The sequence below is a fragment of the Pseudomonas sp. BNK-7 genome (assembly GCF_048072025.1).
Lineage (GTDB): Bacteria > Pseudomonadota > Gammaproteobacteria > Pseudomonadales > Pseudomonadaceae > Aquipseudomonas > Aquipseudomonas danubii.
In genome coordinates, this window is record NZ_CP182252.1 from 1,943,164 (window position 1) to 1,966,308 (window position 23,145).

The following is a 23,145-nucleotide window of genomic DNA, read 5'->3' on the forward strand; positions in this document are numbered from 1 at the left end:
AGGCCGCTAGGGCCCGACATGAACACAGGGAGGACCCCGGCGACAGGGCATCGCCGGGGGACAAGGCTCAGCGGGCGTCGAGGTAATCCCAGCGCAGGCCTTCCTTGTTGTTTTTCGCCGTCAGCTCCTTGGCCACGGTGTTCTCGATGGCATTGACGTTGATGTTTTCCACTTCGAGGATGTTTTTGTCCGCCAGTTGCTTGCGGAACTCGGCCTTGTTGGTGAGGAACTGGCAGGCGTGCCCCAGTTCATGCATCAGCACCAGGGCCGGGGACAGGCGCTCGACCCGGTCACTGGCGAACAGCGCGAGGAATTTCTGGAAATTGCTCAGGTCCGGCTGTTTGTATTTTTTCTCGATGGCGTACACCTGGGACTTGAGGTTCCACACCACGCGTCCGGCGGACGTGGTGGAGTTGGCGGCCGGAGGAATCCAGCGGTCGGTCTTGTCCGCTGCCGACGAGTTGGTGACTTCCACGATCAGCTCTTCCTTGACGGCGATCAGTTCGTCGATCAGGAAGTTGGCCAGGTCGGATTGGCGCAGATAGTGGCAGGCATCGTCGAAACGCTTCTGGGCGACGGCCTGGTCCAGGGTAGAGGTGGTAACGGTGATGCTCATGACTGACTCCTTGGGGGGATTGCCCGTCGTTGGGCAGGAGTCATGGTTTCAAGGGCGGTGAGCGGGTATCAGCGGGAAAGGGTTCAAGGGGTATGGGCGGCGGGGATGGGCAAACTGCACCTGATTCAGGTGCCGGTTTTTGCGCTTCAGCCGGCGGGCGCCAGGCTGACGAAGTAGTAGGCCTGGCGCCCGACCATGAGGGTCTGTTGGATCTGCAGCGGCGGCTTGGGCGCCTCGGCGCCGCCCAGTACCGCCATGTGCTGCGGCGACTCGGCGAGAAAGGCCAGCAACTGCGCCTCGGTCTGCAGGTCCTTGAGCAGGCTCTGGGTGTAGAACACGCTGGCGCCGGCGATGCGTTCGTTGGCCTGGTACAGCGCCAACTGGTGCCCGCTGGCCTGCAGCGCCATGATCTGGTCGGTCACCGGGACGAACGACAGCTTGCGGTCGGCCTTGGGCGCGGCCCATTGGGCGTTGGCCAGATAGCCGCCGATCACCAGGGCCATGAGCGTTATCAGCAAGCCCTTGCGCTGGCGCCCCACGGCACTCCAGAAACCCGTGCCCAGGGCCCGCTGGGCCAGGCGCTGGTAGAGCACCGCGGCATATTCCGCCGCCAGCACCGCCGCCGCCGGGGTCAGGGACATCAGGTAAACCGTGCGTTTGCTGGAGGCCAGGCACAGCAGGGTGAACTGCGCCAGCAACCAGAGGCTGAAGAACAGCAGGTAGCGGTTCTGCAGCAGGGTTTTACGGAAGTGCCACAGCCCCAGGTAGACCAGGATGTTCCACGGCAGGAAGGCCTGGGGCAGCTTGGCCAGGTAGTAATAGAAGGGTTCGTAGTGCCCGGCCTCGACAAAGGAGCCGCCGAAGCGCCCGACGCTGTTGGTCCACAGCACTTCGCCCAGGGCTTGCAGGCCGCCGCGCTGATAGAGCAGGTACAGCCAGATCATCAGCGGCACCAGGCCCAGCAGGGTCAGCAAGCCGGGGCGCAGCCACTGGCCGAAGCTGAAGCGTTTTTCGATCAGGCTGTCGGCCAGCAGGTAGGCGAAGATCACCACCCCCGGCATCGCCAGGCCGAGCACGCCCTTGCTCAGGGTGGCGATGGCAATGCCGCCGGCGAAGGCCAACCAGGCCAGCAACGCCGGTTGCTGTTCGGCCTGACGGCGCTGGGCCTGAAAGAACGCCAGCAGGGCCAGGGTCACTCCGAGGCTGAGCAGGGCATCCTCACCCACGCCACGTACGTTGCTCCAGTAACTGGCCATGGTCGCCAGCATCAGCCCGGCCACCGCGGCCAGGGTGGCCGGCCGGCCGAAGCGGCGCAGCATGGCGTACAGCAGCATCACGCTGAACAGCCCGGCGAAGGCCGAGGCCAGGCGCACTGCCAGCGGCGTGCCGCCGAAGGCGCGGATGGCACCGGCGTCGAGCCACAGGCTCAGCGGCGGCTTCTCCAGAAACGGCGTGCCGAACAGGCGCGGTGTGACCCAGTCATCGTCCAGGTGCATTTCCATGGCGATCCCGGCCACCCGGGCTTCGGTGGAACCTTGCAACTGGTGATTGCCCAAGGCGAAGAAGAACAGCAGGCAGGCCAGCAGGAACAGCAGCGGAGCGGGTCGTGACATGAGTTTTGCGCCGGCAGATCGAGGGGCGCAGCCGGAAGGCCGCGGGCAAGCGCGAAAGTATACGGAGGCAACTCTTAACAAATTGTGAACAAGTAGGGGGAAAAGGTGCGCTTCGGTCTTGAGGGCTCAGGCGGACCGGCTCGGGTGGTGTTGGGGAGTTGATCAGCGCAGATGACGGCCGCTGCGCCACCAGAAAACCAGCCCTAGAAAAGCCCCCGAGCAGCCGAACAATGGCGCCAGTGGCAGGTAGCGCGGCAAACCCTCGGGTAGCGGTTCCTCTTCGGCCGGGTCGGAATAGAAGCTGGAAGGGGCCAGGCTCGCGACCACGGGGATGGTCGGCATGGCGGCCACCGCGCCGCTGAACAGGTAGATCAGCACGTTGCGCCAGGCAAAGCGCTGGGCCAGCCAGAAGAACAGCGCGCAAGGCAACGCCGTGAGAATGCCGGTCAGCACGCCACTGACGACCAGGGTCAGCAGGCCCACGAACAGCGTCTGCAGAATGATGTCGCCGTTCAACGAGCCGGCGCTGGCCAGCATTGTCAGCATCAGCAGCAAGGCCAGCACCGTGGCCAGGGCCGTGACACCGATGAAGTAAGCGGCGAACCAGTCTTCCGGCTGCACGCTGCGTTGGGGTGGAGTTGTTGTGGACATGGCAAAGATCGCTGTATGGGTGGCTGCTCTGGCCCTGCTCAAGGGTGCCTTGGCGTCGGGCCGCTGGTGAATAAAGGCTCGGTTCAGCGCAAGTGACGCCCGCTGCGCCACCAGAACACTACCCCCAGAAACACCCCACAGCCGCCGAACATCGATGCCAGCTGCAAATAGTGCAGCGCAGCGCTGACGCCGTGCGGGAGGTTGAAGAGTTCGGGGAGCAGCTGGGTCATCACGGGTATGGCGAACTGCGCCGCCAGGGCTCCGCTCACCAGGTAGATCCACAGGCGGCGCCAGGTAAAGCGCTGGGCCAGCCAGAAGAACAGGATGCACGGCAAGGCGGCGATCAGGGTAATCAGCACCAGGCTCACCATCAGCACCGCCACGCTGAACGACAGGGAGTTGAGCAGCGATTGCCACGGCGTCTGGCTGGTGCTCAGCAGGATCAGATTGACCACCAGCATCAGGGCCAAGGCCAGTCCCGCAACGCCGATGAAGTACGTGGCGATCCAGTGATAGGGGCTCAGGGTGCGAACGGAATTGGGCGTTTGGGGCATGGTGGGCACGGGCTTCAGGCTGAGGATGACCGGACCCAGGCTATCGGCAAGCAGGCGGTTTGATTGTGGAGTTTGCGTGGTTTTTTTGCGGTCAATGTTCTTTGGTGGATGACGTCGGGGCAGAAAATCCCTTATACAGGCAGCGGCCCGTCGACTGTTCACGGGCCCGGCTTGCGTCACCCACCCAGAAGGAGATGGACATGTTCAAGTTCCTGACGATTACCGAGTTGCCCCGTACCCCTGCGCATCGAGATACAGGCTCCGTTAGCGGAGCGATCAATGCCTGGGAGCTGAAAAATCGGGCTCTCAATACCAAGGGGTTTGTTACATGTCCAAAGAATTACTCGGAGTTTCTGCTGTAGGGCTGATGGTGCTGGGCGAGTTTTGCGCCATCTACAGTGAAGTGGTGGTGGCGCGGCTGGCCCATTCCGGCAACACCTCCGGTGCCGAACTGGCGTTGCCGGTGCTGATCATGTGCCTGGGCGGTATCTGCCTGCTGGCGGCCTACTGGCTGGGTTACGTGGCGGTGGGCGACATCTGGATCATCACCGTGGTCTCGGTGACCTCGCTGCTGCTTCTGGAGCCGCTGGTGATCTGGGCGCTGTTCCAGCAGGCGCCCGGGCGCGGTGCCTTGATCGGCTTCTGCCTCGGTGCGCTGGGGATGTTGTCCGCCGTGTTCCTGTAGCACGGCCTCGCTCAGGCTCGGGTCCTTCAGGCCCGGGCCCGGGCAAAGTAACGACTGGGCGCCTCGCCCAGGACCTTGCGAAACACACTGCTGAAGGCACTCGGGCTGCTGTAGCCCAGGTCGCTGGCGACCCGGGTCACGGCCTCGCCCTGGCCCAGGCGCACCACGGCCGCCAACAGGCAGGCCTGCTGGCGCCATTCGACGAAACTGATGCCGGTGTGCTGGCGAAATAGCCGGGTGAAGGTACGACGGCTCATGCCGGCGCTCTCGGCTATGGCATCGATCCCCAACTCCAGCGATGGCTGTTCCAGCAGCTCGCGACAGACCCTGGCCAGCCGCGGCTCGTCCGGCAGCGGGGCGTTGAGGGTCAAGGCCGGCATGCTGGCGACTTCATGCAGCAGCAGGTTCATCAACTGCCCCGGCACACCGTCCCTGGCGTAGAGCGTGGGGAGGTGCATGGCCCGCAGCAGTAGCTGGCGCAGCAACTCGGACACTTCCCGCACTTCGCATTGCTCCGGCAAGCCCAGGCGCTTTGCCGCCCGGGGGCGCACATAGGTGTTGAGCATGGTCACCGGCCCGCTCATGTGCATGGCATGGGTCACCCCGGCCGGCACCCAGATCGCCCGTTGCGGCGGCACCACCCAGTTGCCCTGTTCGGTATAGACGCTGATGACCCCGGTAGCGGCGTAGGCGAATTGCCCGCGTCGATGCTGGTGTTCGGCGAAGTGCTGGCCGTGCGCATAGTCGACGGCCGTGACCAGCGCGTCTCGGGGGATGTTTTCGTAGGGATCGATATCGATAGGGTGCATGGCCCGAATCTACTGATAGTTGACCTGATACTGCAAGCGGGCCATGGCGTGCTCCGGCGATAGTTCGCCCCCGGCCGGGGATTTGCTCGCGGCCGCCTTTCCTGGACCGCGCGACATGCAGAAAAAACACCTGTTCCTGGCCTTGCTGGTGACGGCCTTGTGGGGCCTGAACTTCCCCATCACCAAGTTTGGGCTGGCGAGTATCGATCCATTGCTGCTCACCGCCTTGCGCTTCACCCTGGCGGCGTTGCCCTGGGTATTTCTGGTGCCGCGCCCGCCGGTAGGGTTTGGCTGGCTGGCGGCCTACGGGCTGATTTTCGGCGTGGCCATGTGGGCGCTGATCAACCTGGGGATTGAGCAGGGCGTGGCGCCGGGCACGGCTTCGCTGTTGATCCAGTTCAGCGCGTTTTTTTCCCTGGGCTGGGGCGTGTTGCTGTTCGGCGAGCGCCTGCGCTGGCAGCAGGTTCTGGCCACGGCCATTGCGCTGTGGGGGCTGTTGCGGATCATCGGCGACAGCCCCGGGCACGCCACCAGCCTGGGTTACGCCTTGCTGCTGGTGAGCGCCTTCAGCTGGAGTGTGGGCAACGTCATCATCAAGCGTTGTGGGGTTCGCGAGGTGTTCGCCTTCGTGGTCTGGGCCAGCCTGTTTGCGCCGTTGCCGCTGCTGGCGTTGACCTGGATAAGCCATGGCAGTGCGCCGTTTCTGCAACTGGTCGGGCAGGTGTCCGTCAGTGCGCTGCTATCGCTGATGTTCCAGGTCTATGTGGCAACGCACTTCTGTTACTGGGGCTGGAACCTGTTGCTGCGGGAGTATCCCGTCTCTCGGGTGGCGCCCTTGTCGTTGCTGATCCCGGTGTTCGGCATGGCCGGGTCGGTGTTGATCCTGGGGCAGCGGGTCGGGGTCGATGAGGCTGTATCCATGGGCCTGATCCTGCTGGCGCTGGCCGTGGGGCAGTTCGACTGGCGCCGGTTTTCGGCCCTGGGGCGCCGGTCCCTGTAGCCGCTGCCGCAGGCTGCGAACGGCACCGGAGGAGACGCAGCGATCTTGAAGACGCCAGAGGCTCGTCGGTCAATCGCCAAGCAAGGCCCTGCGGTCCTTTTCGCAGCTTCGCCGGCTCAGCAGCGGCTACAGGCGGCTTTGTGTAGCCGCTGCCGCAGGCTGCGAACGGCTCCGGAGGAGACGCAGCGATCTTGAAGACGGCAGAGGTTCGTCGGTCAATCGCCAAGCAAGGCCCTGCGGTCCTTTTCGCAGCTTCGCGGGCTCAGCAGCGGCTACAGGCGGCTTTGTGTGGCCGCTGCCGCAGGCTGCGAACGGCTCCGGAGGATACGCGGCGATCTTGAAGACGCCAGAGGCTCGTCGGTCAATAGCCAAGCAAGGCCCTGCGGTCCTTTTCGCAGCTTCGCGGGCTCAGCAGCGGCTACAGGCGGCTTTGTGTAGCCGCTGCCGCAGGTTGCGAACGGCTCCGGAGGAGACGCGGCGATCTTGAAGGCGCCGGAGGTTCGGCCGGCAATCATCAAGTCGGTGGCGCAGGCGGGTTTCTTATCCTCGTTCAGTCACCGTTCAGGGGTATCGCGCGCACCATGTCCAGCCTTACGCCGAGCTTATGGCACGGCACTTTCTGGTGGGGCGAAGATGGTTCGAGAAACGCGTTTCGGGATTGAGTCCTGGGGTATCTACCTGGTGGCCCTGCTGCTGTTCACCTTTGGCATCTGGGACGAGCAGCCCCAGGGTTTCGACGGCCGTTGGGCGCTGTTTCTGCAGGAGATGTTCCGTCACGGGCCGAGCCTGTTCCCCACCACTTACGGCCAGCCCTATCCGGACTATCCGGCTACCGCGACCTTCTTCAGTTACCTGTTTGCCCAGGCCTTCGGTGCCCCCAATCACTTGGCCAATATCCTGCCCACCGCGCTGGCTTCGGCCGGGGTGCTGGCGTTGCTGTATCGCCTGCTGGCGCCCTCGGGGCGCACCTGGGCGCTGCTCGCGGTACTGCTGACGGCGCTGACCAGCCAGCTGTTGGACAAGTCCCGCTCGGTGTGCCTGGACCAGATGGTTTCACTGCTGTGCCTGGGGGCTTTCTACCTGCTGCACAGCGGCGAACAGCGTGGCTCGCGGCTGCGGCCACTGATGGTGCTGCCGCTGTTCGTGCTGGCCTTCGCCATTCGCGGGCCCTTGGGGCTGGTGGAAGTCTGCGGCGTGGTCTGCACCTACTGGCTGCTGGGAGAGAGTCGTACCCAGGAGGCGCGCCGTATCTTGTTCAAGCGCGTGCTCGGCTGCGGCTTCAGCGGCCTGCTGTTGCTGGCGGCCTGCTGGTGGCTGCTGCTGAAGCTGGCTTATCTCAGCGGTGGCGAGGCCTTTGTGCAGCAGGTCTACCGCATGCAGGTGGGCGGGCGTCTGGATGAGAGTGGCGAGCCGTTCTACTTCTACTTTCAGTTGGCGTTGTACCGCTACTTCCCTGTGGTGCCCCTGGCCCTGGTGACGCTGTGGATGCTGCGCCACCAAGTGTTCCGGCGCCATGCCGACCCGCAGCTGCGCCTGGTACTGCGTCTTGGCGCCTGCGGCCTGATGATTCTGCTGGGCTTGTCGGTGCCGCATTTCAAACGCGCCTATTACATCTTGCCCATGGTGCCGATGTTCGCTGCGGTGGCCGCCTACGGCCTGCTCATGGCCCGGGGCAGAATGGGCAAGATGCGCAGTGCCTACCTGTGGCTGGTGGGTGTGTTGCCGGGGCTGTGCATCCTGGTGCTGTTGGTCCTTAAACACAGCTGGTACAAGCACGGTTACTGGCCGCCGGTGTCCATGCCGTTGCTGATCGCGATCTTTGTCCTGTTGCAACTGCTGGCTCTGTACTGCTGGCGCAAGACCCTGGGCAGTTTCGGCCGGCGGCTGGTACTGCTCAGCGGACTGGCCCTGGCGGCGCAATGGACGCTGCTGGTGGCAGTGGTGGACCCGGCCAAGGATCTGCAATTCGATACCCAGGATTTTGTTTCCCAGGTGGAGCAACGGCGCGCGGCCGAACACGGTCCCCTGGTGTTCTTCAACCTGGGCCAGGACACCTGGGCCGTGCGCTACATGATGAACCTGGACCACGACGAACAGCCGCTGTTTGTCAGCGGCGATGCCCCCGGACAACTGGACACCTTGCCCCACGGCTCCTGGGTGATTGTGGCGCGCAAGGATCGAGAAAAGCTCCAGGGCACCTCGCTGGAAAACCAGCAGCCGGTGTACGAGGGGCGCTTGAATGACAATCCCTGTTTGGTGTTTCAGTTGCAGTAAGTCCTTGGCAGCGAGTGGTGCGGGTCGTATTTTTGGCCCCTGCGATCCGCGTTGAAACCAGGGAGTGGTCATGGAATGCCAAGTTCGTCCGGCCCTAGAGGCCGATGCCGCGAGGGTCAGCCAAGTGATCCTCGCGGCCTTGCTCACCAGTAATGCCCAGGACTATCCCGCCCATGTGATCGAGCGGGTGCAAGACAGCTTTACCCCAGACGCCGTCCTGCAACTGATGCGGCGTCGGCAAATGTTCGTCGCCCTGGTGGACGGGAAACTGCTGGGCACCGCCAGCCTCGACGGGCGCGCGGTGCGTTCGGTGTTTGTCGATCCGGCGTACCACGGCCATGGCCTGGGCCGGCAACTGATGGCCGCGGTCGAGCAGGCGGCGCTGGACTCGGGTTTGACCTCGCTGGTGGTGCCCTCGTCGGTCACCGCCGAAGGCTTTTATGCGCGCCTGGGGTTTGTTCGGGTCCGCGAGCATTACGAGGGCGAGGAGTTGACGCTGATCATGGAGCGGGGCCTGTCCGTGCTGGCTTGACCTTTCCCGCCATGAGCCTTGTAGGAGCGCGCTTGCTCGCGGTGGACGTCAACGATAACGCGCGTTCGCTGGAGGAATGCGGCGCTCTTGGGAGCTTCGCGAGCAAGCTCGCTCCTACAGGGCTGGGTTGAGCTCAAGGCACCTGGATACCTCCCGGGTGCCGGAGCCATCAAGTGCTTATGCCACCGCCAGCCGCCGGGGCCGCAGCCAGCCGATCACCACCGCGGCAATCAGCAGGAACCCCAGGTAGCCGAAGAACGGATAGACCTGCCCCACCAGGCTGATAAAGCCCACCAGGCTGCCGACAAACGCCAGGGCACCGGCGGCAATGGAGCCGAGGCGGAACTGCCGGGTGCCGGCCGGCAACAGCCGCGCGGAGAAGGAGTACAGGGTGCCCACGGCGGTGTTGAGGATCATGCAGAAGATGATCAGCGCCATCAGCAGCCCCAGGGCCGGGGAGACTTCGCCGGCGATCGACAGCATGGGCATCGGCAGATCCGCCACGCTGTCCAGGCGCGACAGCAGGCCCAGGCTCATCACCAGCATCAGCAGGCCCAGCAGCGCGCCGCCGAGAATGCCGCCCCACATCGCCTGTTTCTCGCCCTTGGCCGCGCCGCCCATGATCGCCAGGATCGGCACCCCGGCCACGATGTTGTAGGACACGTAGAGCAAGGCGCCCAGCAGCCAGTGGCTGGCGCCGGCTTCTTGCTTGGCCGCCAGTTGATTGAGTTCACCGAAGCTCAGGTCACGGGTGGCGGCGCCATACAGCGCCACGCCGACCGCGGTGATGATCAGGAAGGGCGTCACCGCGCCGATCATGCCGATGACCTTGTGCACGTCCAGGCACACGATGGCGACCACGATCAGGGTCACCAGCACGCTGCCGGCGATGGCCGGAATACCGAACTGCTGTTCCAGCAGGGCACCGCCGCCGGCCAGCATCACCACGGTCACGGCGAACATGAAGAAGGTAATCATCAGGTCCACCAGCGCGCCCAGGTGTTTGCCGCACAGGGCCTGCACCACGTCCTTGTGCGACGCCGCCCGCAGGCGGCTGCCCATGCTGGCCAGGGCCATGCCGAGGAAGGTGAACAGCGCGGCGCTGACCACCGCACCCGCCAACCCCCAGACGCCGAAGTCGACGAACATCAATAGCAGTTCACGACCGGAGGCGAACCCCGCGCCGACAATCACACCGACGAAGGCGCCGGCGATCTTCAGACTTTCTTTCATGACGATTAGCCTCGATTTGTTGTTGTTATGTGGGGTGGACGGCCGCGTCATCTGGCGTGGCGGTCCTGGGCATCGCACTTGAGGGCTGGGGCGGGTGACTCAGTTTTCGCCGACCCAGGCCTGGACTTCGATCTCGACATCGACCCCCAGTGCCAGTTGGGCGCTGACGGTGGAGCGCACCGGGAAACCGTTCTTGAAGTGACGCTGGTAGACCTCGTTGAAGCCGGCGAAGTGCTGCATGTCGGTGAGCCAGACGGTGCTCTTCACTACCTGGTCGAAGCTGGCGCCGCACGCGGCCAGGGTCTCGCCGATGCGCGCCATGGCGGCTTCGGTCTGCACGCGGATGTCGCCGTGCACCACTTCGCCTTCGGCGCTCATCGGCACCTGGCCGGAGAGGAACAGAAAGCCGCCGACGCGGATCGCCCGGGAGAAGGGGTAGGGCAGGTGGCTGGGGTAACGCTGGATATCAGTGGACATGGCAAGGGCCTCGTGGGCTGGGTGGGTTAACGCAAGCGAGCGGGGGCCAGGGCCAGGGCATCGACGCCCTGGCTCAGCAGTTCTTCGGGGACCGGGTGGCCCAGCAGCAGGGCGCAGGCCAGTTGCGAGACGCCGGCCGCCGACTGGATGCCGTAGCCACCCTGGGCGGCGAGCCAGAAAAAGCCCTCGCAGTTGTCATCCCAGCCCACCACCAGATCGCCGTCGGCGACGAAGGAACGCAGGCCGGCCCAGCTGTGGCGCGGGCGGCGGATGCTCAGGGAAGTGACGTTCTCGATGTGGTAGATGCCGGTGGCGATGTCCAGCTCTTCGGGCATCACGTCCTGGGGCGGCACTGGGTCGGCATTGGCCGGGGAGCCGAGCAACTGGCCGGCGTCGGGCTTGAAGTAGAAGCTTTCGTCGATGCCGATCACCGCCGGCCAGCGGCTGAAATCTTCATCCAGCGGGCCGTCGAAAGTGAAGGCGCTGCGCCGGCAGGGCTGCAGGCCGATGGGGGCCACGCCGCACAGCTGGGCCACCTCATCGACCCAGGCACCGGCAGCGTTCACCAGATTGCGCGCCTGCAGGGAACGGCCATCGCTGAGTGTGAGGTTCCAGTGGCGGTCTTCGCGGCTGGCTTCGACGATCTGTATGTCGCACTCCAGCAGCCCCCCGGCCCGGCGCATGGCCCTCAGGAAACCCTGGTGCAGGGCGTGCACGTCCAGGTCCTGGGCGGCGGTTTCCAGCATCGCCCCGGCGACGGCGTCGGGGCGCAGGCAGGGCACCAGGGCCCGGGCCTGCTCGGCCGTGATCAGGCGCACATTGGCGGAGCGGGCGCGGGTTTCGTCGTAGGTCTGCTGCAACTGTTCCAGCTGTTCCTCGCTGGCGACGTACAGGCAGCCACGGGGTTCCATCAGCGGGTGTTCGCAGAAACCCTGCGGCGGCCGCTGGTAGAAAGCCCGGCTGGCGCGAGTCAGGGCCTGGATCTGCGGGGTGCCGTAGGCCTCCATGAACATCGCCGCCGAGCGCCCGGTGGCGTGGTAGCCCGGCTGCGATTCACGCTCCAGCACCAGCACGCTGGCCTGCCCGGCCAGGCGATAGGCCAGGGAAGCACCGGCAATACCGGCGCCGATGATGACGAAGTCGAAGCATTGGTTCGCGTGCATGCCGGGGTTCCTGAATCGCTGGGAAATGACAGGGGTTAAAATTCTCACATACGAGAAATGTAAGATATGAGAATTTTCCAGTCAACCCGGGGTCCTGGGTTAATATTTCGCCACGTGCCCCGGCCAGCGTCGCGGTTGCCCTTATTTGCCTGACAGAGAGCCCCAATGAGTTCCGACCGAGCCCAGCCCGCCTCGAGCTCCCACGCCCATCCACTGATCGACCGAACCCAGGTCGGCGCACGCCTGCGGACCATCCGCAAAAACCAGAAGCTGACCCTCAAGCAGCTCTCGGAACGCTCCGGCGTCGCGCTGTCGACCCTGTCGAAAATGGAGCTGGCCCAGGTTTCGGTCAGCTACGAAAAACTCGCCGCGGCGGCCCGCGCCCTGGGCGTCGACATCGCCCAGCTGTTCACCCCCGCGCCGAACCTGACCCAGACCCGCAGCGCCCAGGTGCAACCGACCGTGGTCAGCACCACCATCGCCGACGCCCCCGGCTACAGCACCGGCAACTACGACTACCACCCCATGGCCGGCGACTTTCCCGGGCGCAGCATGACCCCCATGTACGCGCGGATCTTTGCCCGCGAGTTGCAGCAGTTCGAGGACTACATCCGCCACCCGGGGCAGGAATTCGCCCTGGTGCTGTCGGGGCGGGTGCGGATTCAGTTTGAGACCGGAGAGGCGGTGAGCATCGGATCGCAGGAGACGGCGTACTTCAACAGCAGCGTCGGCCATGTCTACCTGGCGGAAGGGGAGGAGGATGCGGAAGTGATGGTGGTGATGTCGGAGCGCTGAAGCCCCTGATCATCCTCTGCGCCCTCCTGAGTCATAGGCGGTTGGAGTTGAAGGTAATTAGAACTGTTGTGCAAAGCCCGGATTGTATTTGGTGCAGTTCAAATCCTGATCCTCGCCAGCATATCTTCGCCGTCTGCATCCATACCAACCTCGACAAACCCGAAACTGGAGTAAAACCCTTTAGCTACGATGTTGTTGGGGTTGTAGCAAATTTCAATTTCTTTCAAATCTGCGATCTGTTTTATTTCATGTAGGGCGAGGCCCAACGCTACTCTGCCGATGGATTTCTGCTGATGTTGTTTATCCACCATAAAGCGCCAGATAGAAACTTTGCCTTTTGACTCTTGCACCCACATAAAGAAGCCTACAGGCTCTCCATCCGCGATTATGGCGCGTGTGAAGTAACCTGGGTTGTACGCAGCCTCAACGAGCGACCAGGTATTACTTGCCACGTAGTCTTCCTGCTCTTCAGTGACCTCCAGTTCACAAATCGCTTCATAGTTTTTTTGCGTTACTTGGGTAAGTGAGATTTTCATAAAGTCTCCTGAACTGGGGTGTGGATAAGGCTCAATTAACTTTCACGGGCATTCAGTTCCTCCTGCGCCTTCGCCAGCAGCGCGACGAACAGTTCGGCGCTGTCCTGCGGCAGGCTTCGCACTCTAGCTGTTGCAGTTCGCGGCAGTGCTGGGGCGGCGGGGGATTCCGGTTAGTTCTCCGTGCAGCTCCAAGTAAGGTTTGAACTCCTCTGCGGCGTTCGTGCGGTATACGTCGTCACCAGGCTGCGTCCGTCGGTTGTGGCCGACATTCACCGGTACCTTTGGTTTGTGTCCTTACTCTTTCGTATGGTCCAGCCATTCTTGGTAGGTGATACGGCTAATGTGTTCTGTCCGATAGTCTTGGAGGAACTGGTTGTATTTGTTTTCTTCTGTGTGATGAAAGCGAAAGCCACACTTCGATTGAGCAGCATAGGACTGGATGTTGTTGGCGAAGTAACCACACCAAAGTGCTTTGAGATTCAGGTTTTCAAAGGCGTGTCGCATCACTTCACGCACGGCTTCCGGAGTCAGGCCTTTGCCCCAGTACGGCACACCGATCCAGTAGGCGATTTCACCTTCCTGCTCACTGATTTCAAAATTGCTGTTGCTGCCTATGAGAATGCCCACACAACCAACAGCACGGCGATTTTCCTTCAGTTCGACCGCGTACACCTCGGGGTGATTGAAGACCGTACGGATGATGTCGGCACTGTTCTCCACACTGGTGTGGGGGGGCCAGCCAGCGATAGGGCCGACTCGGGCGTCTTTGGCATATTCGTATAGATCGGCGGCGTCTGCGTCCTGCCAGGGGCGCAGCAAGAGTCGTTCTGTTTTAAGTGTCATGTCCTGTACCCGAATGGATTGGTTCGTTCGGGACAGAGTATTGGGAGTCAGATCATCGGTACACGCCAGTACCTCGGCGTTTTCGGTACTTTTAGAAACAGCTACGCCAAGCGGTGATACGATTTTGGCTCTTGTTTGTTCTAGCGCTGGGTCACTATGCATCACATTCCGAAACTTTCCGCTCCTGACGACTCGATGCCGATGGGAGAGACCACGCTAGCGGAAGGGCAAGGTTTGCCGCTCTCCTTCGGCCATGCTTACTTGACGTTGCTGGTATGCCTCTGCGGTAGTGCCCACTTCACTCTTAACTTCAAAGAGCATGCGGTTAGGAGCGGTGATGTGATGCTGCTGGCTGAGGACACTATTGCCTTACTCAAACGTCGCTCGCGCCGCTTCAAGGTGTTTTTCTGCCTTATGCCGAAAAGTTTTGCAGCGGAGGTTGCCTACCCGCTACCCAATACCTTGTTCGTATTTCTGCATGACCATCCTCATTGCACTCCATCCAAGAACGACATGCCGCTGATCGAGGGATGGGTGACGCAGATGCGGAACATTGCGCAGACCTGTCCCACCTACCAACGCATCATGTTGCGCAATCAGCTGCAGAACCTCTTTTTGAAAATAGCCGAGCAACTTCCAGCCAACCAGATAGAAAACAGGGGATTCAGCCGGAAGGAAATGCTCAGTTGGCGCTTCTGGGAATTGATAGGCAAACACTGCATCCGCCACCGAGATGTGAAGTTCTACGCCGACGCACTGAATATCACGCCGTTCTACCTGTCGCAGTTGACCAAAGCGTTTTTCAATGACACTCCCAAGGGGTTGATCGATCGGCAGGTGACCTTGGAGATCAAGGCTCTTCTTTCATACAGTGACTTGGCCATTGGCCGTGTGGCCGACGAACTGAACTTCGTCGATGCGTCTTACTTGTGTCGCTACTTCAAGCGCCAAACGGGAATTTCGCTCTCCCGTTATCGTAAGCACAAGAGAGAGGAGGGAGGTAGGACTGACCTGCAATCGAAATAGAGAATGGAAGGCGCACTAGGGAAAAGGTTTCCTTCCTAGATACAAGATTGATTCCAGCACGCCATCGGTTGTCCATAGGACGAAGCCAATTTCATCAGAAGCTGACCCTACAACAGCTCTCGGAACGCTTCGGCGTCGCACTGTCGACCCTGTCGAAAATGGAGCTGGCCCAGGTCTCGGCCAGCTACGAAAAACTCGCCGCCGCGGCCCGCGCCCTCGGCGTCGACATCGCCCAGCTGTTCACCCCCGCGCCGAACCTGATCCAGACCAGCAGCGCCCAGGTGCAACCGACCGTGGTCAGCACCACCATCGTCGACGCCCCTGGCTACAGCACCGGCAACTACGATTACCACCCCATGGCCGGCGATTTTCCCGGGCGCAGCATGACCCCCATGTACACTCGAATCTTTGCCCGCGAGCTGCAGCAGTTCGAGGACTACATCCGCCACCCCGGGCAGGAATTCGCCCTGGTGCTGTCGGGGCGGGTGCGGATTCAGTTTGAGACCGGGGAAGCCGTGAGCATCGGCCCGCAGGAGACGGCCTACTTCAACAGCAGCATTGGCCATATTTATTTGGCGGAAGGGGATGAGGATGCGGAGGTGATGGTGGTGATGTCGGAGCGCTGAAGCCCTTCATCATCAAGCAACAGCGCGCCAGATCGTGCTGCCGCGCCGTGCTTTCGTGGGGCGTTCTACTTCAGTGTGGGTATAGGGCGACTGCCATCGAGCAGGGCATCCACCACTGCCCGCGCCATCTCCACCGAGTGCACCAGGGACCAGATCAGACCGCGCTCGATGCCGCTGCCGCGTTCGGTGATTTCATCGGAAACCTCTTCGGCGCTTTTCAACAGCAGGGAGACGTGGAGCAAGGCTTCTTCGGCGCTGATGCCGCCGCGTACCGAGAACAGAGAATCGCGACTCACCGGGGTACTGATGGTTTGCTTCAGTGACTGGATCAGAGAGGCATCGGCAGGCTGAAGTGACAGCTTCTGCCGGATCTGCTGATTGGCCAGATCGTGCTCGGGGTTTCTGTCGCGCTGGGTTGCAGTGTGGGGCGGATCGGGGACGAGCTTTTTCATGGCGTAACTCCTAATCGATGGTAGGAGCCTTCACCGTCGCTGCTAAACGATGGGGTGGCGGCCGTTCGCAGGTTAGCAGTACCGGTCGATTAGGAACCCGGCGCACCCGAAGATGCCCTGCGCACGGCCGCCATAAAACGGAGCCCAAAAACGCCGCGTAGATGGCGGCGCTGTGCGCCTAATCGATTGCGGGCTGCTAAACCCGGTCACTGAATGTGCAGTGACGGATCGAGGCTAGCCAGCGGGTACACCAGGCGCAAGCGGCTAGGAGTTTCTAGGAAAGTTCGCACAATAGAAAGAGACTTAACGCTGCTTTGGGGCAACCAATGCTCGGTCCGTGAAAGCGGGGAGGGGCGGTTGGCGATGGTGGCGGAACGTTAAGGCCAGAAACAACAAAGCCCGCACAAGGCGGGCTTTGTTGGTGCTTCGTTTGGTGGAGCCGGGGGGATTTGAACCCCCGTCCGCCAGTACTCCGCTGTCGGTACTACATGCTTAGCCGTGTCTATTGAGTTAACCCTCAGCGACCCGACGGGCAGGGTGCTTTGGGCGAGTTGTGTAAGTTTTAGCCGCTTCGTCCACAACGTACTGCACGGCGATTCTGTTCTATATGACAATCATTTTGGGTTTACAGACATCCCCTGATGATTGCTGGACCCGAAGGTACCAGGGGGGAAGGGCTAAGGCTGCTTACGCAGCGAGAGCGTAATCCCCGTAGGTTTCGTCATTGGCAACTATAGGAAGTTGCAACAGTGGATTTACGAGTTCTGTTACCAACTCGGCATGCACCTAAAGTTTCGCAACCGGCGTCGAATCCTAAACGGCCCCGAACCTGTTGTGCATTACCAACAGGTGGGCGGATTCTACGCTAAGCGAGCGCAGAAGGCCAACCCGAAGGTTGGCCGATGTATCGCCTATTGACCGCCCTTGGTGTTGTTCTGCAATTGCTGGATCGCCTGGGTGGTCAGGGAGATGCAGTTCTTGGTGCCTTCCTCGGTGCCTTTGGCCTGTTCGGCGGTGGCTTGCTGGACCTTGGCGTCGATGTCGCTGCTCAGGTCCGAGCTCATGGCCTCGGTGCTGACCTTGGCATCCTTGATCTTTTGCAGGTTGATCTGGCACAGGTCCTCTTGCCCGGCGGCAAACACCGGGGAGGCCAGCATCGCGGCGGTGATGAACAGTCCAGCCAGTGCGGAACGCTTCATGGTTATCTCCTTGATCGCAGGGGCTCGGCGTTGCCGGTCAACAGGACGGGCGGCCGAGTGGGGCTAAGCCCTTTTTGTGCGGGCCTGGAAAATGGACTACAGCGGTGCGCCGGGGTTCTGTTTTTTTTGCGATGAACTGGAACAGTCGTTATCGCGTTTAAGCAGGTACAAAAAAGGGGCGAAGCCGCCCCTTGTTGTCCTGCCCCTGAAGTCAGACGGCTTTGGCCCGGGTGACCCGGTCCACCAGGTAGACCAGCCCGTGATAGTCGATCCCACCGTGCTGGCTGAGGCCGATTTCACAGGTGCGGCTGGTGGAGATGCCTTCGCTGCAGTACTGCACCGCGTCCTTGAGGCTGCGCAGGGAGTGGGCATTGAGCTCGGGGGTGGTGAAGCCCTTGTCGCCGGCGAAACCACAGCAGTGGATGCCTTCGGGGATCACCACATTGTTGCTGCAACGCCGGGCCAGTTCGATCAGCGCCTGGCTCTCGCCCAGGTGCTGGGTACTGCAGGTGACGTGCACCGCGATCGGTGCTTCTTGTGGGGTGAACTCCAGGCGTTCCAGCAAGTGGGTGCGGATGAAGCGCACCGGGTCGTAGAGGTCCAGGCGCACGTCCCCCAGGTCCTGCACCAGGCGCAGGGTGCAGGGGCTGGTGTCGCAGTAGATCGGGTCGAGGCCGCCCCGGCTGGCGTGGAGCAGGGCGCCGATCAGTTCCTGGCGCTTGTCCTCGGCCTGGGTGGCGTAGCCCTTGGAGGCGAAGGGCTGGCCGCAGCAGAGGTTGTCCAGGTTGTCCGGCAGCACCACTTGATAGCCGGCCTTTTCCAGCAGGCCGCGGGTTTTTTCGTAGAGCGACGATTGTTCCTTGTCGCCTGCTGCTGGCCCCATCACTCGGGACACGCAGGCCGCCAGGTACACCACTCGCGGGCGCGCGTCGCTGACGCTCGGGCTGAAGCGAATGGCCTTTTCCGGCTGGGGCATGGCGTTGTTCCACTGCGGCACCCGGCCTTTGGACAGGCGCGTCAGGCTCGCCGACAGCTTGCTCAGGCGCGGCGCTCCCAGGAGCATGCGCGCGCCGTTGGCCACGTGCAGGGTGAAGCGCGCGCCCTGCAAGGTGCTGGCGAAGTGCGAGCTGAGCCATTCGGCGGTGCCGCTGTGGGTGGCGTGCTCGCTGCGCAGTTTCTTCACCAGCTCGCCGGTGTTGATGCCCACCGGGCAGCGCTGGGCGCACAGGCCGGTGGCGGCGCAGGTGTCGATGCCCTGGTACTGATAGGCCGCCTCTAGCTCGGAGGTGTCGATGCCGGCGCGTTTGCGTGCCTGGATGTCGCGCCAGATGACGATGCGCTGGCGCGGGCTCAGGGTCAGGCCCTTGGATGGGCACACCGGCTCGCAGAAACCGCACTCGATGCACTTATCCACAATCTCGTCGGCCGCCGGCAGCGGCTTGAGATGCTTCAGGTGGATCTGCGGGTCTTCGCTGAGCACCACGTCCGGGTTGAGGATGGCGTTGGGGTCCAGCAGGCGCTTGAGCTGCCACATAAGCTGGTAGGCATCGCTGCCCCATTCCAGCTCGACGAAGGGCGCCATGTTGCGCCCGGTGCCGTGTTCAGCCTTCAGCGAACCGCCGAATTCCACCGCCACCAGTTGCGCCACATCGTCCATGAACGCCTGGTAGCGGTTCACTTCCTCGCTGCTGTTGAAGCCCTGGGTGAAGACGAAGTGCAGGTTGCCCTCCAGGGCATGGCCGAACAGGATCGCTTCGTCGTAGTGGTGCTTGTCGAACAGCTCGATCAGGCGGTTGACGCCGATGGCCAGCTGCTCCACGGGGAAGGTCACGTCCTCGATGATCACCGTGGTGCCGGTCTTGCGCACCGCGCCCACCGCCGGGAAGGTGTCCTTGCGGATCGCCCAGAGCTTGGCGTTTTCCTGCGGGTCTTCGGTGAAGTCCACCTGTTTTTCCACCGGGAAGGCGGCCAGGGAATTCATGATCTGCGCCAGTTGCTCGTGCAGTAGCGACGAGGACGCGGCGCGGGACTCGATCAGCAGCGCGCAGGCGTTGGCCGAGAGTTGCTGGACGAACGCCGGCATACCGGGCTTGTCCTGCACCGAGCGCAGGCTGCGGCGGTCCAGCAGCTCCACTGCCGACACTGGTTGGCTCTTGAGCACGGTCACCGCGTTGCAGCAGGTTTCCACGTCGGGAAAGACGATCAGCGCCGAGGCCTTGTTCGGGTGGTCGATCACCGTGTCGTAGGTCACCGCGCTGATAAAGCCCAGGGTGCCTTCGGACCCCACCAGCAGGTGGCTGAGGATGTCCAGCGGGTCGTCGAAATCCACCAGGGCATTGAGGGACAGGCCAGTGGTGTTTTTCAGCCGGTACTTGTGGCGGATCTTCGCTGCCAGCTCGCTGTTGGCGCGGGTGCTGCGGCCCAGTTCGGCCAGGCGCTCCAGCAACGGACCATGGCTGGCGCGGAAGGCACTGACGCTGGCCTCATCCTCGGTGTCCAGGCGCGTGCCATCGGCCAGCACCAGGCGGATGCCGGCCAGGGTGTGGTAGGTGTTTTGCGCGGTGCCGCAGCACATGCCGCTGGCGTTGTTGGCGACGATGCCGCCGATCTTGCAGGCGTTGATCGATGCCGGGTCGGGGCCGATCTTGCGCCCGAACGGCGCCAGCCAGGCGTTGGCCTGGGCGCCGATCACCCCGGGCTGCAGACGAATCTGCGTACCCTGATGGCGAATCTCCTTGCCGTTCCAGTTATCCCCCAGAACGATCAGCACCGAGTCGCTGATGGCCTGCCCGGACAGGCTGGTGCCGGCGGCGCGGAAGGTCACCGGCACCCGGTCGCGCTGGGCCAGCTGGAGCAGGGCGACCACTTCGTCCTCGGATTCGACGCGGATCACCAGCTTGGGGATCAGTCGGTAGAAGCTGGCATCGGTGCCGAAGGCCAGGGTCGAGAGCGGGTCGTCGAAACGCCGCTCCTGGGGAATCAGTTGCTGGGCGTCACGCAGAAAAGCGGCCGGTAGGCTCATTGGTCCTCCAGGATCAGCACCACCAGGTCTTTCGGGCCGTGGGCGCCGTAAGCCAGGACTTGTTCGATATCAGCGGTCTTCGACGGGCCGGACACCAGCAGCGCGTTGGTCGGCATGCCGGCAGCCCAGTTCATCTGTTGCTGCACCTGATAGAAGTTGTCGCGGATTTCGCTGGCCTTGAGCAGGGCGAAATGCACCGGCGGCACCAGGCTCATCAGCCGCGGTTCTTCCCGGGTCGGCCAGAGGATCAGGCTGCCGGTGGCGGCGATCGCGCCCAGGGTGCCGGTGAGGCTGGCCGGGGTGTCGTTGAACAGCTCGGCTTTCCATTCTTCCACCGGGCGGTCGTAGGCCTTGAGCGCCGGCAGGTGCGGGTGCTCGGCCCAGTGCTGGGTGACCCGCTGGCCGTGGGGCGTGCTCGGGGCGATCAGCAGGCTGGGCAGTTGGCGCTCCTGCAGCAGCCGGGCCAGCAGTTCAGGCCAGTCGGCGCCGGTGCTCAGGTGGATCTCGGTGTGCACCGCTTCCATCTGTTTGCGCAGTTGCGCAATGCGTTGTTCCGCCGTGTAGCTGTAAGGCTCGGTGACCAGCGCCTCGTCGAAGTTATCCACAATCGGCGTGGTGCCGGTCAGGCTGTTGCGCAGCTTGGCGAGGATGTTGTGTTTCGCGCTCATCAGCGGTCTCCCTGCTTGTCCAGGTGCTCACGGGCCAGGTCATGCAGCGACCGGGCGGCGGGTTTTGGCGCGCTGTGGTTCTGCGTCCAGGGGCCGACCTTGCTCGGGGTGAGGGCGCGCAGGCGGGTGGCGGCCAGGGTGAACAGGCGATACAGGGTCGGCGAGCTGTTGAGGCGGGCCCAGGCGTTCCAGATGAAGCGCTCCTTGCGCGAGTACTTGCTGCCCTGACCGCGCATCACTTGATGCGGGCTGTCCGGAGCCTTGACGTTCTCTTCCCGCAGGCGTCGCAGTAGTGCCGGGATCGGGATCTTCACCGGGCACACTTCGCCACAGGCGCCGCACAGCGAGGAGGCGCTGGGGTGATCCGGCACCTTGGCCAGGCCGACCATGTGCGGGGTGATGATCTTGCCGATCGGCCCCGGGTAGACCTCGCCGTAGGTGTGGCCGCCGACCCGGGTGTAGACCGGGCAGTGGTTCATGCAGGCGCCGCAGCGGATGCAGTTCAGGGTCTGGCGCAGTTCGCTGTCGGCAAAGGCCTGGCTGCGGCCGTTGTCCAGCAGCACCAGGTGCACTTCCTGAGGGCCGTCCAGCTCATGCTCCTTGCGCGGGCCGGAGATCATGTTGACGTAGGTGGTGATGGGCTGGCCGAGGGCCGAGCGGGTCAGCAGTGAAAGCAGCGGCACCACATCGCGCAGGTTCTCGACGACTTTCTCGATCCCGGTGACGGCAATGTGCACTGGCGGCACGGTGGTGGACATGCGCCCGTTGCCTTCGTTTTCCACCAGCAGCAGGGTGCCGGTCTCGGCCACGGCGAAGTTGACGCCGGAGACGCCGATATCGGCTTCGAAGAATTTCTGCCGCAAGACCTTGCGACCGATCTGAATGAGTTGGTCAACGTCCTTGGTGTACTCCACGCCGAGTTTGTCGTGGAACAAGGACGCGACCTGACCGGCATTCTTGTGGATCGCCGGCATAATGATGTGTGAAGGCTTCTCGTGGTCGAGCTGGACGATGAACTCGCCCATGTCCGACTCAAGGCATTCAATGCCTTGTTCAGCGAGGACATGGTTCATTTCCATCTCTTCGCTGACCATCGATTTGCCCTTGATCACTTGCCGCGCCTCGTGAGCACGGATGATCGAGAGGACGATGCCATTGGCTTCGTCCACCGTTTCCGCCCAGTGCACTGTCACACCGTTGCGGGTCAGGTTCTGTTCCAGGCGCTCGAGCAGGTCGGGCAGCTTGGATAACGCCCGGGCGCGAATCGCGTTGCCCAGGGCGCGCAGGTGTTCTCTTTCGTGGGCATCGCTGAACGAGGCCGCACGCTTGGCCATGAGTGAATCCATGGCACTGCGAAAGTTGTTTCGCAGTTGTTTATCACCCAGGGCTTGGTGGGCCCGGGTTCGGAAATCGTCCGCCACGTTGGTGGTCGGAATCAGCTCGGGGGTGCTCATTGCGCACCTCCGGTACGTTGCCAGAGGAAGCTCGCCAGGTGCTGGCCGCGCAAGGCCTCTTGCTGTTTCTCCAGCGCGCCGTTGATGTTCATCAAGCAGCCGCAGTCGGCACTCAGTACCTGATGCGCGCCGGATTCCTTCAGCGCGCGGGTCTTGTCCGCGACCATGGCGCCGGAGATGTCCGGCATTCGGACGCTGAAAGTCCCGCCAAAGCCACAGCATTCGCTTTCGTGGCTGTGTTCTACCCGTTCCACATTGCTCAGCTGTGACAGCAACTCACGGCCGTGCAGGTGGGTGTTCATTTCCCGACGGGCCGAGCAGGAGGTGTGCAGGGCCACCTTGACCGGCGCGCCGCTGTCCTTGAGCTGCACCTTGCACACGTGCAGGAGAAATTCGGCCAGCTCGTAGGTGCGGGCGGCCAGGGCCTGCACCTGTTTCAGGGTTTCGGGCTCGTCCTTGAACAAGTCCGCGTAATGCTCGCGCAGCATGCCCGCGCAGGAACCCGACGGCACCACCACCGGATAGTCGCCGGCAAACAGCGCCAGTTGCGAGCGGGCCACGGTGCGCGCCTGCTCGGTGTAACCCGAGGTGTAGGCGGGTTGGCCGCAGCAGCTTTGCCCTTGCGGGTACTCCACGCGAATGCCTTCGCGCTCCAGCAGGTGAATCGCGTCCATCCCGGCTTCGGGATAGAACAGATCGACCACGCAGGTGCCGAACAGGTAAACCCGCGACGGCTTCGCGCTGGGGTACTGCCGGGGTTCGGCCAGCGGTGGCGCGACACGGGTCGCATTGGGCACGGCGTTGTAGAAAAGCTCGCTCATCAGGCGTGTCTCCGGGTGGTCCCGGTTATTCGTCCGTTGCGGCGGCTGAAAGATAAACCAGCAAGCTTTCAGCAGCCTTGCAGACCGGGTGGTGAA

The 23,145-nt window shown here is 62.9% G+C and carries 23 protein-coding genes and 1 other RNA gene; 7 read left to right on the top strand and 17 right to left on the bottom strand.

The features are described from left to right. Positions 1–67: 67 nt before the first annotated feature. The 4 genes from ACMGF8_RS08955 to ACMGF8_RS08970 all read right to left on the bottom strand — a co-directional run bounded on the left by ACMGF8_RS08955 (position 68) and on the right by ACMGF8_RS08970 (position 3,434). On the bottom strand, positions 68–616 hold the full coding sequence (locus ACMGF8_RS08955) for a hypothetical protein (protein WP_240321948.1): 549 nt from the start codon (positions 614–616) through the stop codon (positions 68–70). Between the two features lie 146 nt (positions 617–762). Continuing rightward, complete coding sequence (locus tag ACMGF8_RS08960; RefSeq protein WP_416759327.1) at positions 763–2,229, bottom strand: ArnT family glycosyltransferase; 1,467 nt, start codon at positions 2,227–2,229, stop codon at positions 763–765. A 162-nt stretch (positions 2,230–2,391) separates the two neighbouring features. Beyond that, positions 2,392–2,880 (bottom strand): hypothetical protein, encoded by a 489-nt coding sequence (locus ACMGF8_RS08965; RefSeq protein WP_416759329.1) that lies wholly within the window; start codon positions 2,878–2,880, stop codon positions 2,392–2,394. An 83-nt stretch (positions 2,881–2,963) separates the two neighbouring features. Continuing rightward, entirely contained in the window at positions 2,964–3,434 is a 471-nt protein-coding gene (locus ACMGF8_RS08970; RefSeq protein WP_240321949.1) for a hypothetical protein, read from the bottom strand. A 367-nt stretch (positions 3,435–3,801) separates the two neighbouring features. Between ACMGF8_RS08970 and ACMGF8_RS08975 the strand changes: the two genes are divergently transcribed. After that, a complete protein-coding gene (locus ACMGF8_RS08975; RefSeq protein WP_011059155.1) occupies positions 3,802–4,119 on the top strand; it encodes a hypothetical protein in 318 nt (105 codons plus the stop codon). Positions 4,120–4,145: 26 nt separating this feature from the next. Here ACMGF8_RS08975 and ACMGF8_RS08980 read toward each other — a convergent pair whose 3' ends face one another. Further along, positions 4,146–4,928, bottom strand: a complete 783-nt coding sequence (locus ACMGF8_RS08980) for an AraC family transcriptional regulator (protein WP_416759332.1) — start codon at positions 4,926–4,928, stop codon at positions 4,146–4,148. Between the two features lie 115 nt (positions 4,929–5,043). Here ACMGF8_RS08980 and ACMGF8_RS08985 point away from each other — a divergent pair, with 115 nt between their 5' ends. From ACMGF8_RS08985 to ACMGF8_RS08995, 3 genes are all read left to right on the top strand, one after another. Then, positions 5,044–5,928, top strand: coding sequence for an EamA family transporter (locus tag ACMGF8_RS08985; RefSeq protein WP_416759334.1), 885 nt, complete (start codon positions 5,044–5,046; stop codon positions 5,926–5,928). Positions 5,929–6,561: 633 nt separating this feature from the next. Beyond that, positions 6,562–8,202 carry an ArnT family glycosyltransferase gene (locus tag ACMGF8_RS08990; protein WP_416759336.1) on the top strand — a complete coding sequence of 547 codons (1,641 nt, stop codon included), beginning with the start codon at positions 6,562–6,564 and terminating at the stop codon, positions 8,200–8,202. A 70-nt stretch (positions 8,203–8,272) separates the two neighbouring features. Beyond that, complete coding sequence (locus tag ACMGF8_RS08995) at positions 8,273–8,734, top strand: GNAT family N-acetyltransferase (RefSeq protein WP_416759337.1); 462 nt, start codon at positions 8,273–8,275, stop codon at positions 8,732–8,734. A 177-nt stretch (positions 8,735–8,911) separates the two neighbouring features. Here ACMGF8_RS08995 and ACMGF8_RS09000 read toward each other — a convergent pair whose 3' ends face one another. The 3 genes from ACMGF8_RS09000 to ACMGF8_RS09010 form a co-directional block, all read right to left on the bottom strand. Further along, the gene (locus ACMGF8_RS09000) at positions 8,912–9,967 is read right to left on the bottom strand and encodes a hypothetical protein (RefSeq protein WP_416759339.1); all 1,056 of its coding nucleotides are present in this window, start codon (positions 9,965–9,967) and stop codon (positions 8,912–8,914) included. A gap of 99 nt (positions 9,968–10,066) precedes the next feature. Next, complete coding sequence (locus ACMGF8_RS09005; RefSeq protein ID WP_025131445.1) at positions 10,067–10,444, bottom strand: RidA family protein; 378 nt, start codon at positions 10,442–10,444, stop codon at positions 10,067–10,069. Positions 10,445–10,470: 26 nt separating this feature from the next. Next, positions 10,471–11,607, bottom strand: a complete 1,137-nt coding sequence (locus ACMGF8_RS09010; protein ID WP_416759341.1) for an NAD(P)/FAD-dependent oxidoreductase — start codon at positions 11,605–11,607, stop codon at positions 10,471–10,473. A gap of 165 nt (positions 11,608–11,772) precedes the next feature. On the opposite strand from ACMGF8_RS09010, the gene ACMGF8_RS09015 reads away from it, so the two are divergent. Further along, complete coding sequence (locus ACMGF8_RS09015) at positions 11,773–12,402, top strand: helix-turn-helix domain-containing protein (protein WP_416759343.1); 630 nt, start codon at positions 11,773–11,775, stop codon at positions 12,400–12,402. 98 nt (positions 12,403–12,500) lie between these two features. Here ACMGF8_RS09015 and ACMGF8_RS09020 read toward each other — a convergent pair whose 3' ends face one another. Together ACMGF8_RS09020 and ACMGF8_RS09025 are read right to left on the bottom strand one after the other, a co-directional pair. Next, positions 12,501–12,938: a GNAT family N-acetyltransferase gene (locus tag ACMGF8_RS09020; protein ID WP_221809598.1), complete on the bottom strand. Its 438-nt coding sequence runs from the start codon at positions 12,936–12,938 to the stop codon at positions 12,501–12,503. A gap of 294 nt (positions 12,939–13,232) precedes the next feature. Then, complete coding sequence (locus ACMGF8_RS09025; RefSeq protein ID WP_221809597.1) at positions 13,233–13,781, bottom strand: GNAT family N-acetyltransferase; 549 nt, start codon at positions 13,779–13,781, stop codon at positions 13,233–13,235. A gap of 156 nt (positions 13,782–13,937) precedes the next feature. On the opposite strand from ACMGF8_RS09025, the gene ACMGF8_RS09030 reads away from it, so the two are divergent. Continuing rightward, positions 13,938–14,807, top strand: a complete 870-nt coding sequence (locus tag ACMGF8_RS09030; RefSeq protein ID WP_305948986.1) for a helix-turn-helix domain-containing protein — start codon at positions 13,938–13,940, stop codon at positions 14,805–14,807. A 47-nt stretch (positions 14,808–14,854) separates the two neighbouring features. Beyond that, on the top strand, positions 14,855–15,433 hold the full coding sequence (locus tag ACMGF8_RS09035) for a helix-turn-helix domain-containing protein (protein ID WP_416759347.1): 579 nt from the start codon (positions 14,855–14,857) through the stop codon (positions 15,431–15,433). Between the two features lie 65 nt (positions 15,434–15,498). Here the strand turns inward: ACMGF8_RS09035 and ACMGF8_RS09040 are convergent, their stop codons facing one another. The 7 genes from ACMGF8_RS09040 to ACMGF8_RS09070 all read right to left on the bottom strand — a co-directional run bounded on the left by ACMGF8_RS09040 (position 15,499) and on the right by ACMGF8_RS09070 (position 23,049). Further along, positions 15,499–15,885: a DUF6124 family protein gene (locus ACMGF8_RS09040; RefSeq protein ID WP_305948984.1), complete on the bottom strand. Its 387-nt coding sequence runs from the start codon at positions 15,883–15,885 to the stop codon at positions 15,499–15,501. 431 nt (positions 15,886–16,316) lie between these two features. After that, positions 16,317–16,710, bottom strand: a transfer-messenger RNA (tmRNA) gene (gene ssrA, locus ACMGF8_RS09045). 86 nt (positions 16,711–16,796) lie between these two features. Continuing rightward, a complete protein-coding gene (locus ACMGF8_RS09050) occupies positions 16,797–17,084 on the bottom strand; it encodes a hypothetical protein (protein WP_102861064.1) in 288 nt (95 codons plus the stop codon). Positions 17,085–17,295: 211 nt separating this feature from the next. Further along, entirely contained in the window at positions 17,296–20,106 is a 2,811-nt protein-coding gene (locus ACMGF8_RS09055) for an FAD-binding and (Fe-S)-binding domain-containing protein (protein WP_416759349.1), read from the bottom strand. Further along, positions 20,103–20,774: a LutC/YkgG family protein gene (locus tag ACMGF8_RS09060; RefSeq protein ID WP_250329049.1), complete on the bottom strand. Its 672-nt coding sequence runs from the start codon at positions 20,772–20,774 to the stop codon at positions 20,103–20,105. The genes ACMGF8_RS09055 and ACMGF8_RS09060 overlap by 4 nt, the downstream gene beginning before the upstream one ends. Continuing rightward, a complete protein-coding gene (locus tag ACMGF8_RS09065) occupies positions 20,774–22,228 on the bottom strand; it encodes a LutB/LldF family L-lactate oxidation iron-sulfur protein (RefSeq protein WP_102861067.1) in 1,455 nt (484 codons plus the stop codon). The genes ACMGF8_RS09060 and ACMGF8_RS09065 overlap by 1 nt, the downstream gene beginning before the upstream one ends. Beyond that, positions 22,225–23,049, bottom strand: coding sequence for a (Fe-S)-binding protein (locus ACMGF8_RS09070; RefSeq protein WP_123577434.1), 825 nt, complete (start codon positions 23,047–23,049; stop codon positions 22,225–22,227). The genes ACMGF8_RS09065 and ACMGF8_RS09070 overlap by 4 nt, the downstream gene beginning before the upstream one ends. Positions 23,050–23,145 lie beyond the last annotated feature (96 nt).

What these genes read in the sequence shown, in the direction of transcription:
- ACMGF8_RS08955 (WP_240321948.1), bottom strand. Translation starts at nt 616, where the DNA reads ATGAGCATCACCGTTACCACCTCTACCCTGGACCAGGCCGTCGCCCAG.
- ACMGF8_RS08960 (WP_416759327.1), bottom strand. Translation starts at nt 2,229, where the DNA reads ATGTCACGACCCGCTCCGCTGCTGTTCCTGCTGGCCTGCCTGCTGTTC.
- ACMGF8_RS08965 (WP_416759329.1), bottom strand. Translation starts at nt 2,880, where the DNA reads ATGTCCACAACAACTCCACCCCAACGCAGCGTGCAGCCGGAAGACTGG.
- ACMGF8_RS08970 (WP_240321949.1), bottom strand. Translation starts at nt 3,434, where the DNA reads ATGCCCCAAACGCCCAATTCCGTTCGCACCCTGAGCCCCTATCACTGG.
- ACMGF8_RS08975 (WP_011059155.1), top strand. Translation starts at nt 3,802, where the DNA reads ATGGTGCTGGGCGAGTTTTGCGCCATCTACAGTGAAGTGGTGGTGGCG.
- ACMGF8_RS08980 (WP_416759332.1), bottom strand. Translation starts at nt 4,928, where the DNA reads ATGCACCCTATCGATATCGATCCCTACGAAAACATCCCCCGAGACGCG.
- ACMGF8_RS08985 (WP_416759334.1), top strand. Translation starts at nt 5,044, where the DNA reads ATGCAGAAAAAACACCTGTTCCTGGCCTTGCTGGTGACGGCCTTGTGG.
- ACMGF8_RS08990 (WP_416759336.1), top strand. Translation starts at nt 6,562, where the DNA reads ATGGTTCGAGAAACGCGTTTCGGGATTGAGTCCTGGGGTATCTACCTG.
- ACMGF8_RS08995 (WP_416759337.1), top strand. Translation starts at nt 8,273, where the DNA reads ATGGAATGCCAAGTTCGTCCGGCCCTAGAGGCCGATGCCGCGAGGGTC.
- ACMGF8_RS09000 (WP_416759339.1), bottom strand. Translation starts at nt 9,967, where the DNA reads ATGAAAGAAAGTCTGAAGATCGCCGGCGCCTTCGTCGGTGTGATTGTC.
- ACMGF8_RS09005 (WP_025131445.1), bottom strand. Translation starts at nt 10,444, where the DNA reads ATGTCCACTGATATCCAGCGTTACCCCAGCCACCTGCCCTACCCCTTC.
- ACMGF8_RS09010 (WP_416759341.1), bottom strand. Translation starts at nt 11,607, where the DNA reads ATGCACGCGAACCAATGCTTCGACTTCGTCATCATCGGCGCCGGTATT.
- ACMGF8_RS09015 (WP_416759343.1), top strand. Translation starts at nt 11,773, where the DNA reads ATGAGTTCCGACCGAGCCCAGCCCGCCTCGAGCTCCCACGCCCATCCA.
- ACMGF8_RS09020 (WP_221809598.1), bottom strand. Translation starts at nt 12,938, where the DNA reads ATGAAAATCTCACTTACCCAAGTAACGCAAAAAAACTATGAAGCGATT.
- ACMGF8_RS09025 (WP_221809597.1), bottom strand. Translation starts at nt 13,781, where the DNA reads ATGACACTTAAAACAGAACGACTCTTGCTGCGCCCCTGGCAGGACGCA.
- ACMGF8_RS09030 (WP_305948986.1), top strand. Translation starts at nt 13,938, where the DNA reads ATGCATCACATTCCGAAACTTTCCGCTCCTGACGACTCGATGCCGATG.
- ACMGF8_RS09040 (WP_305948984.1), bottom strand. Translation starts at nt 15,885, where the DNA reads ATGAAAAAGCTCGTCCCCGATCCGCCCCACACTGCAACCCAGCGCGAC.
- ACMGF8_RS09050 (WP_102861064.1), bottom strand. Translation starts at nt 17,084, where the DNA reads ATGAAGCGTTCCGCACTGGCTGGACTGTTCATCACCGCCGCGATGCTG.
- ACMGF8_RS09055 (WP_416759349.1), bottom strand. Translation starts at nt 20,106, where the DNA reads ATGAGCCTACCGGCCGCTTTTCTGCGTGACGCCCAGCAACTGATTCCC.
- ACMGF8_RS09060 (WP_250329049.1), bottom strand. Translation starts at nt 20,774, where the DNA reads ATGAGCGCGAAACACAACATCCTCGCCAAGCTGCGCAACAGCCTGACC.
- ACMGF8_RS09065 (WP_102861067.1), bottom strand. Translation starts at nt 22,228, where the DNA reads ATGAGCACCCCCGAGCTGATTCCGACCACCAACGTGGCGGACGATTTC.
- ACMGF8_RS09070 (WP_123577434.1), bottom strand. Translation starts at nt 23,049, where the DNA reads ATGAGCGAGCTTTTCTACAACGCCGTGCCCAATGCGACCCGTGTCGCG.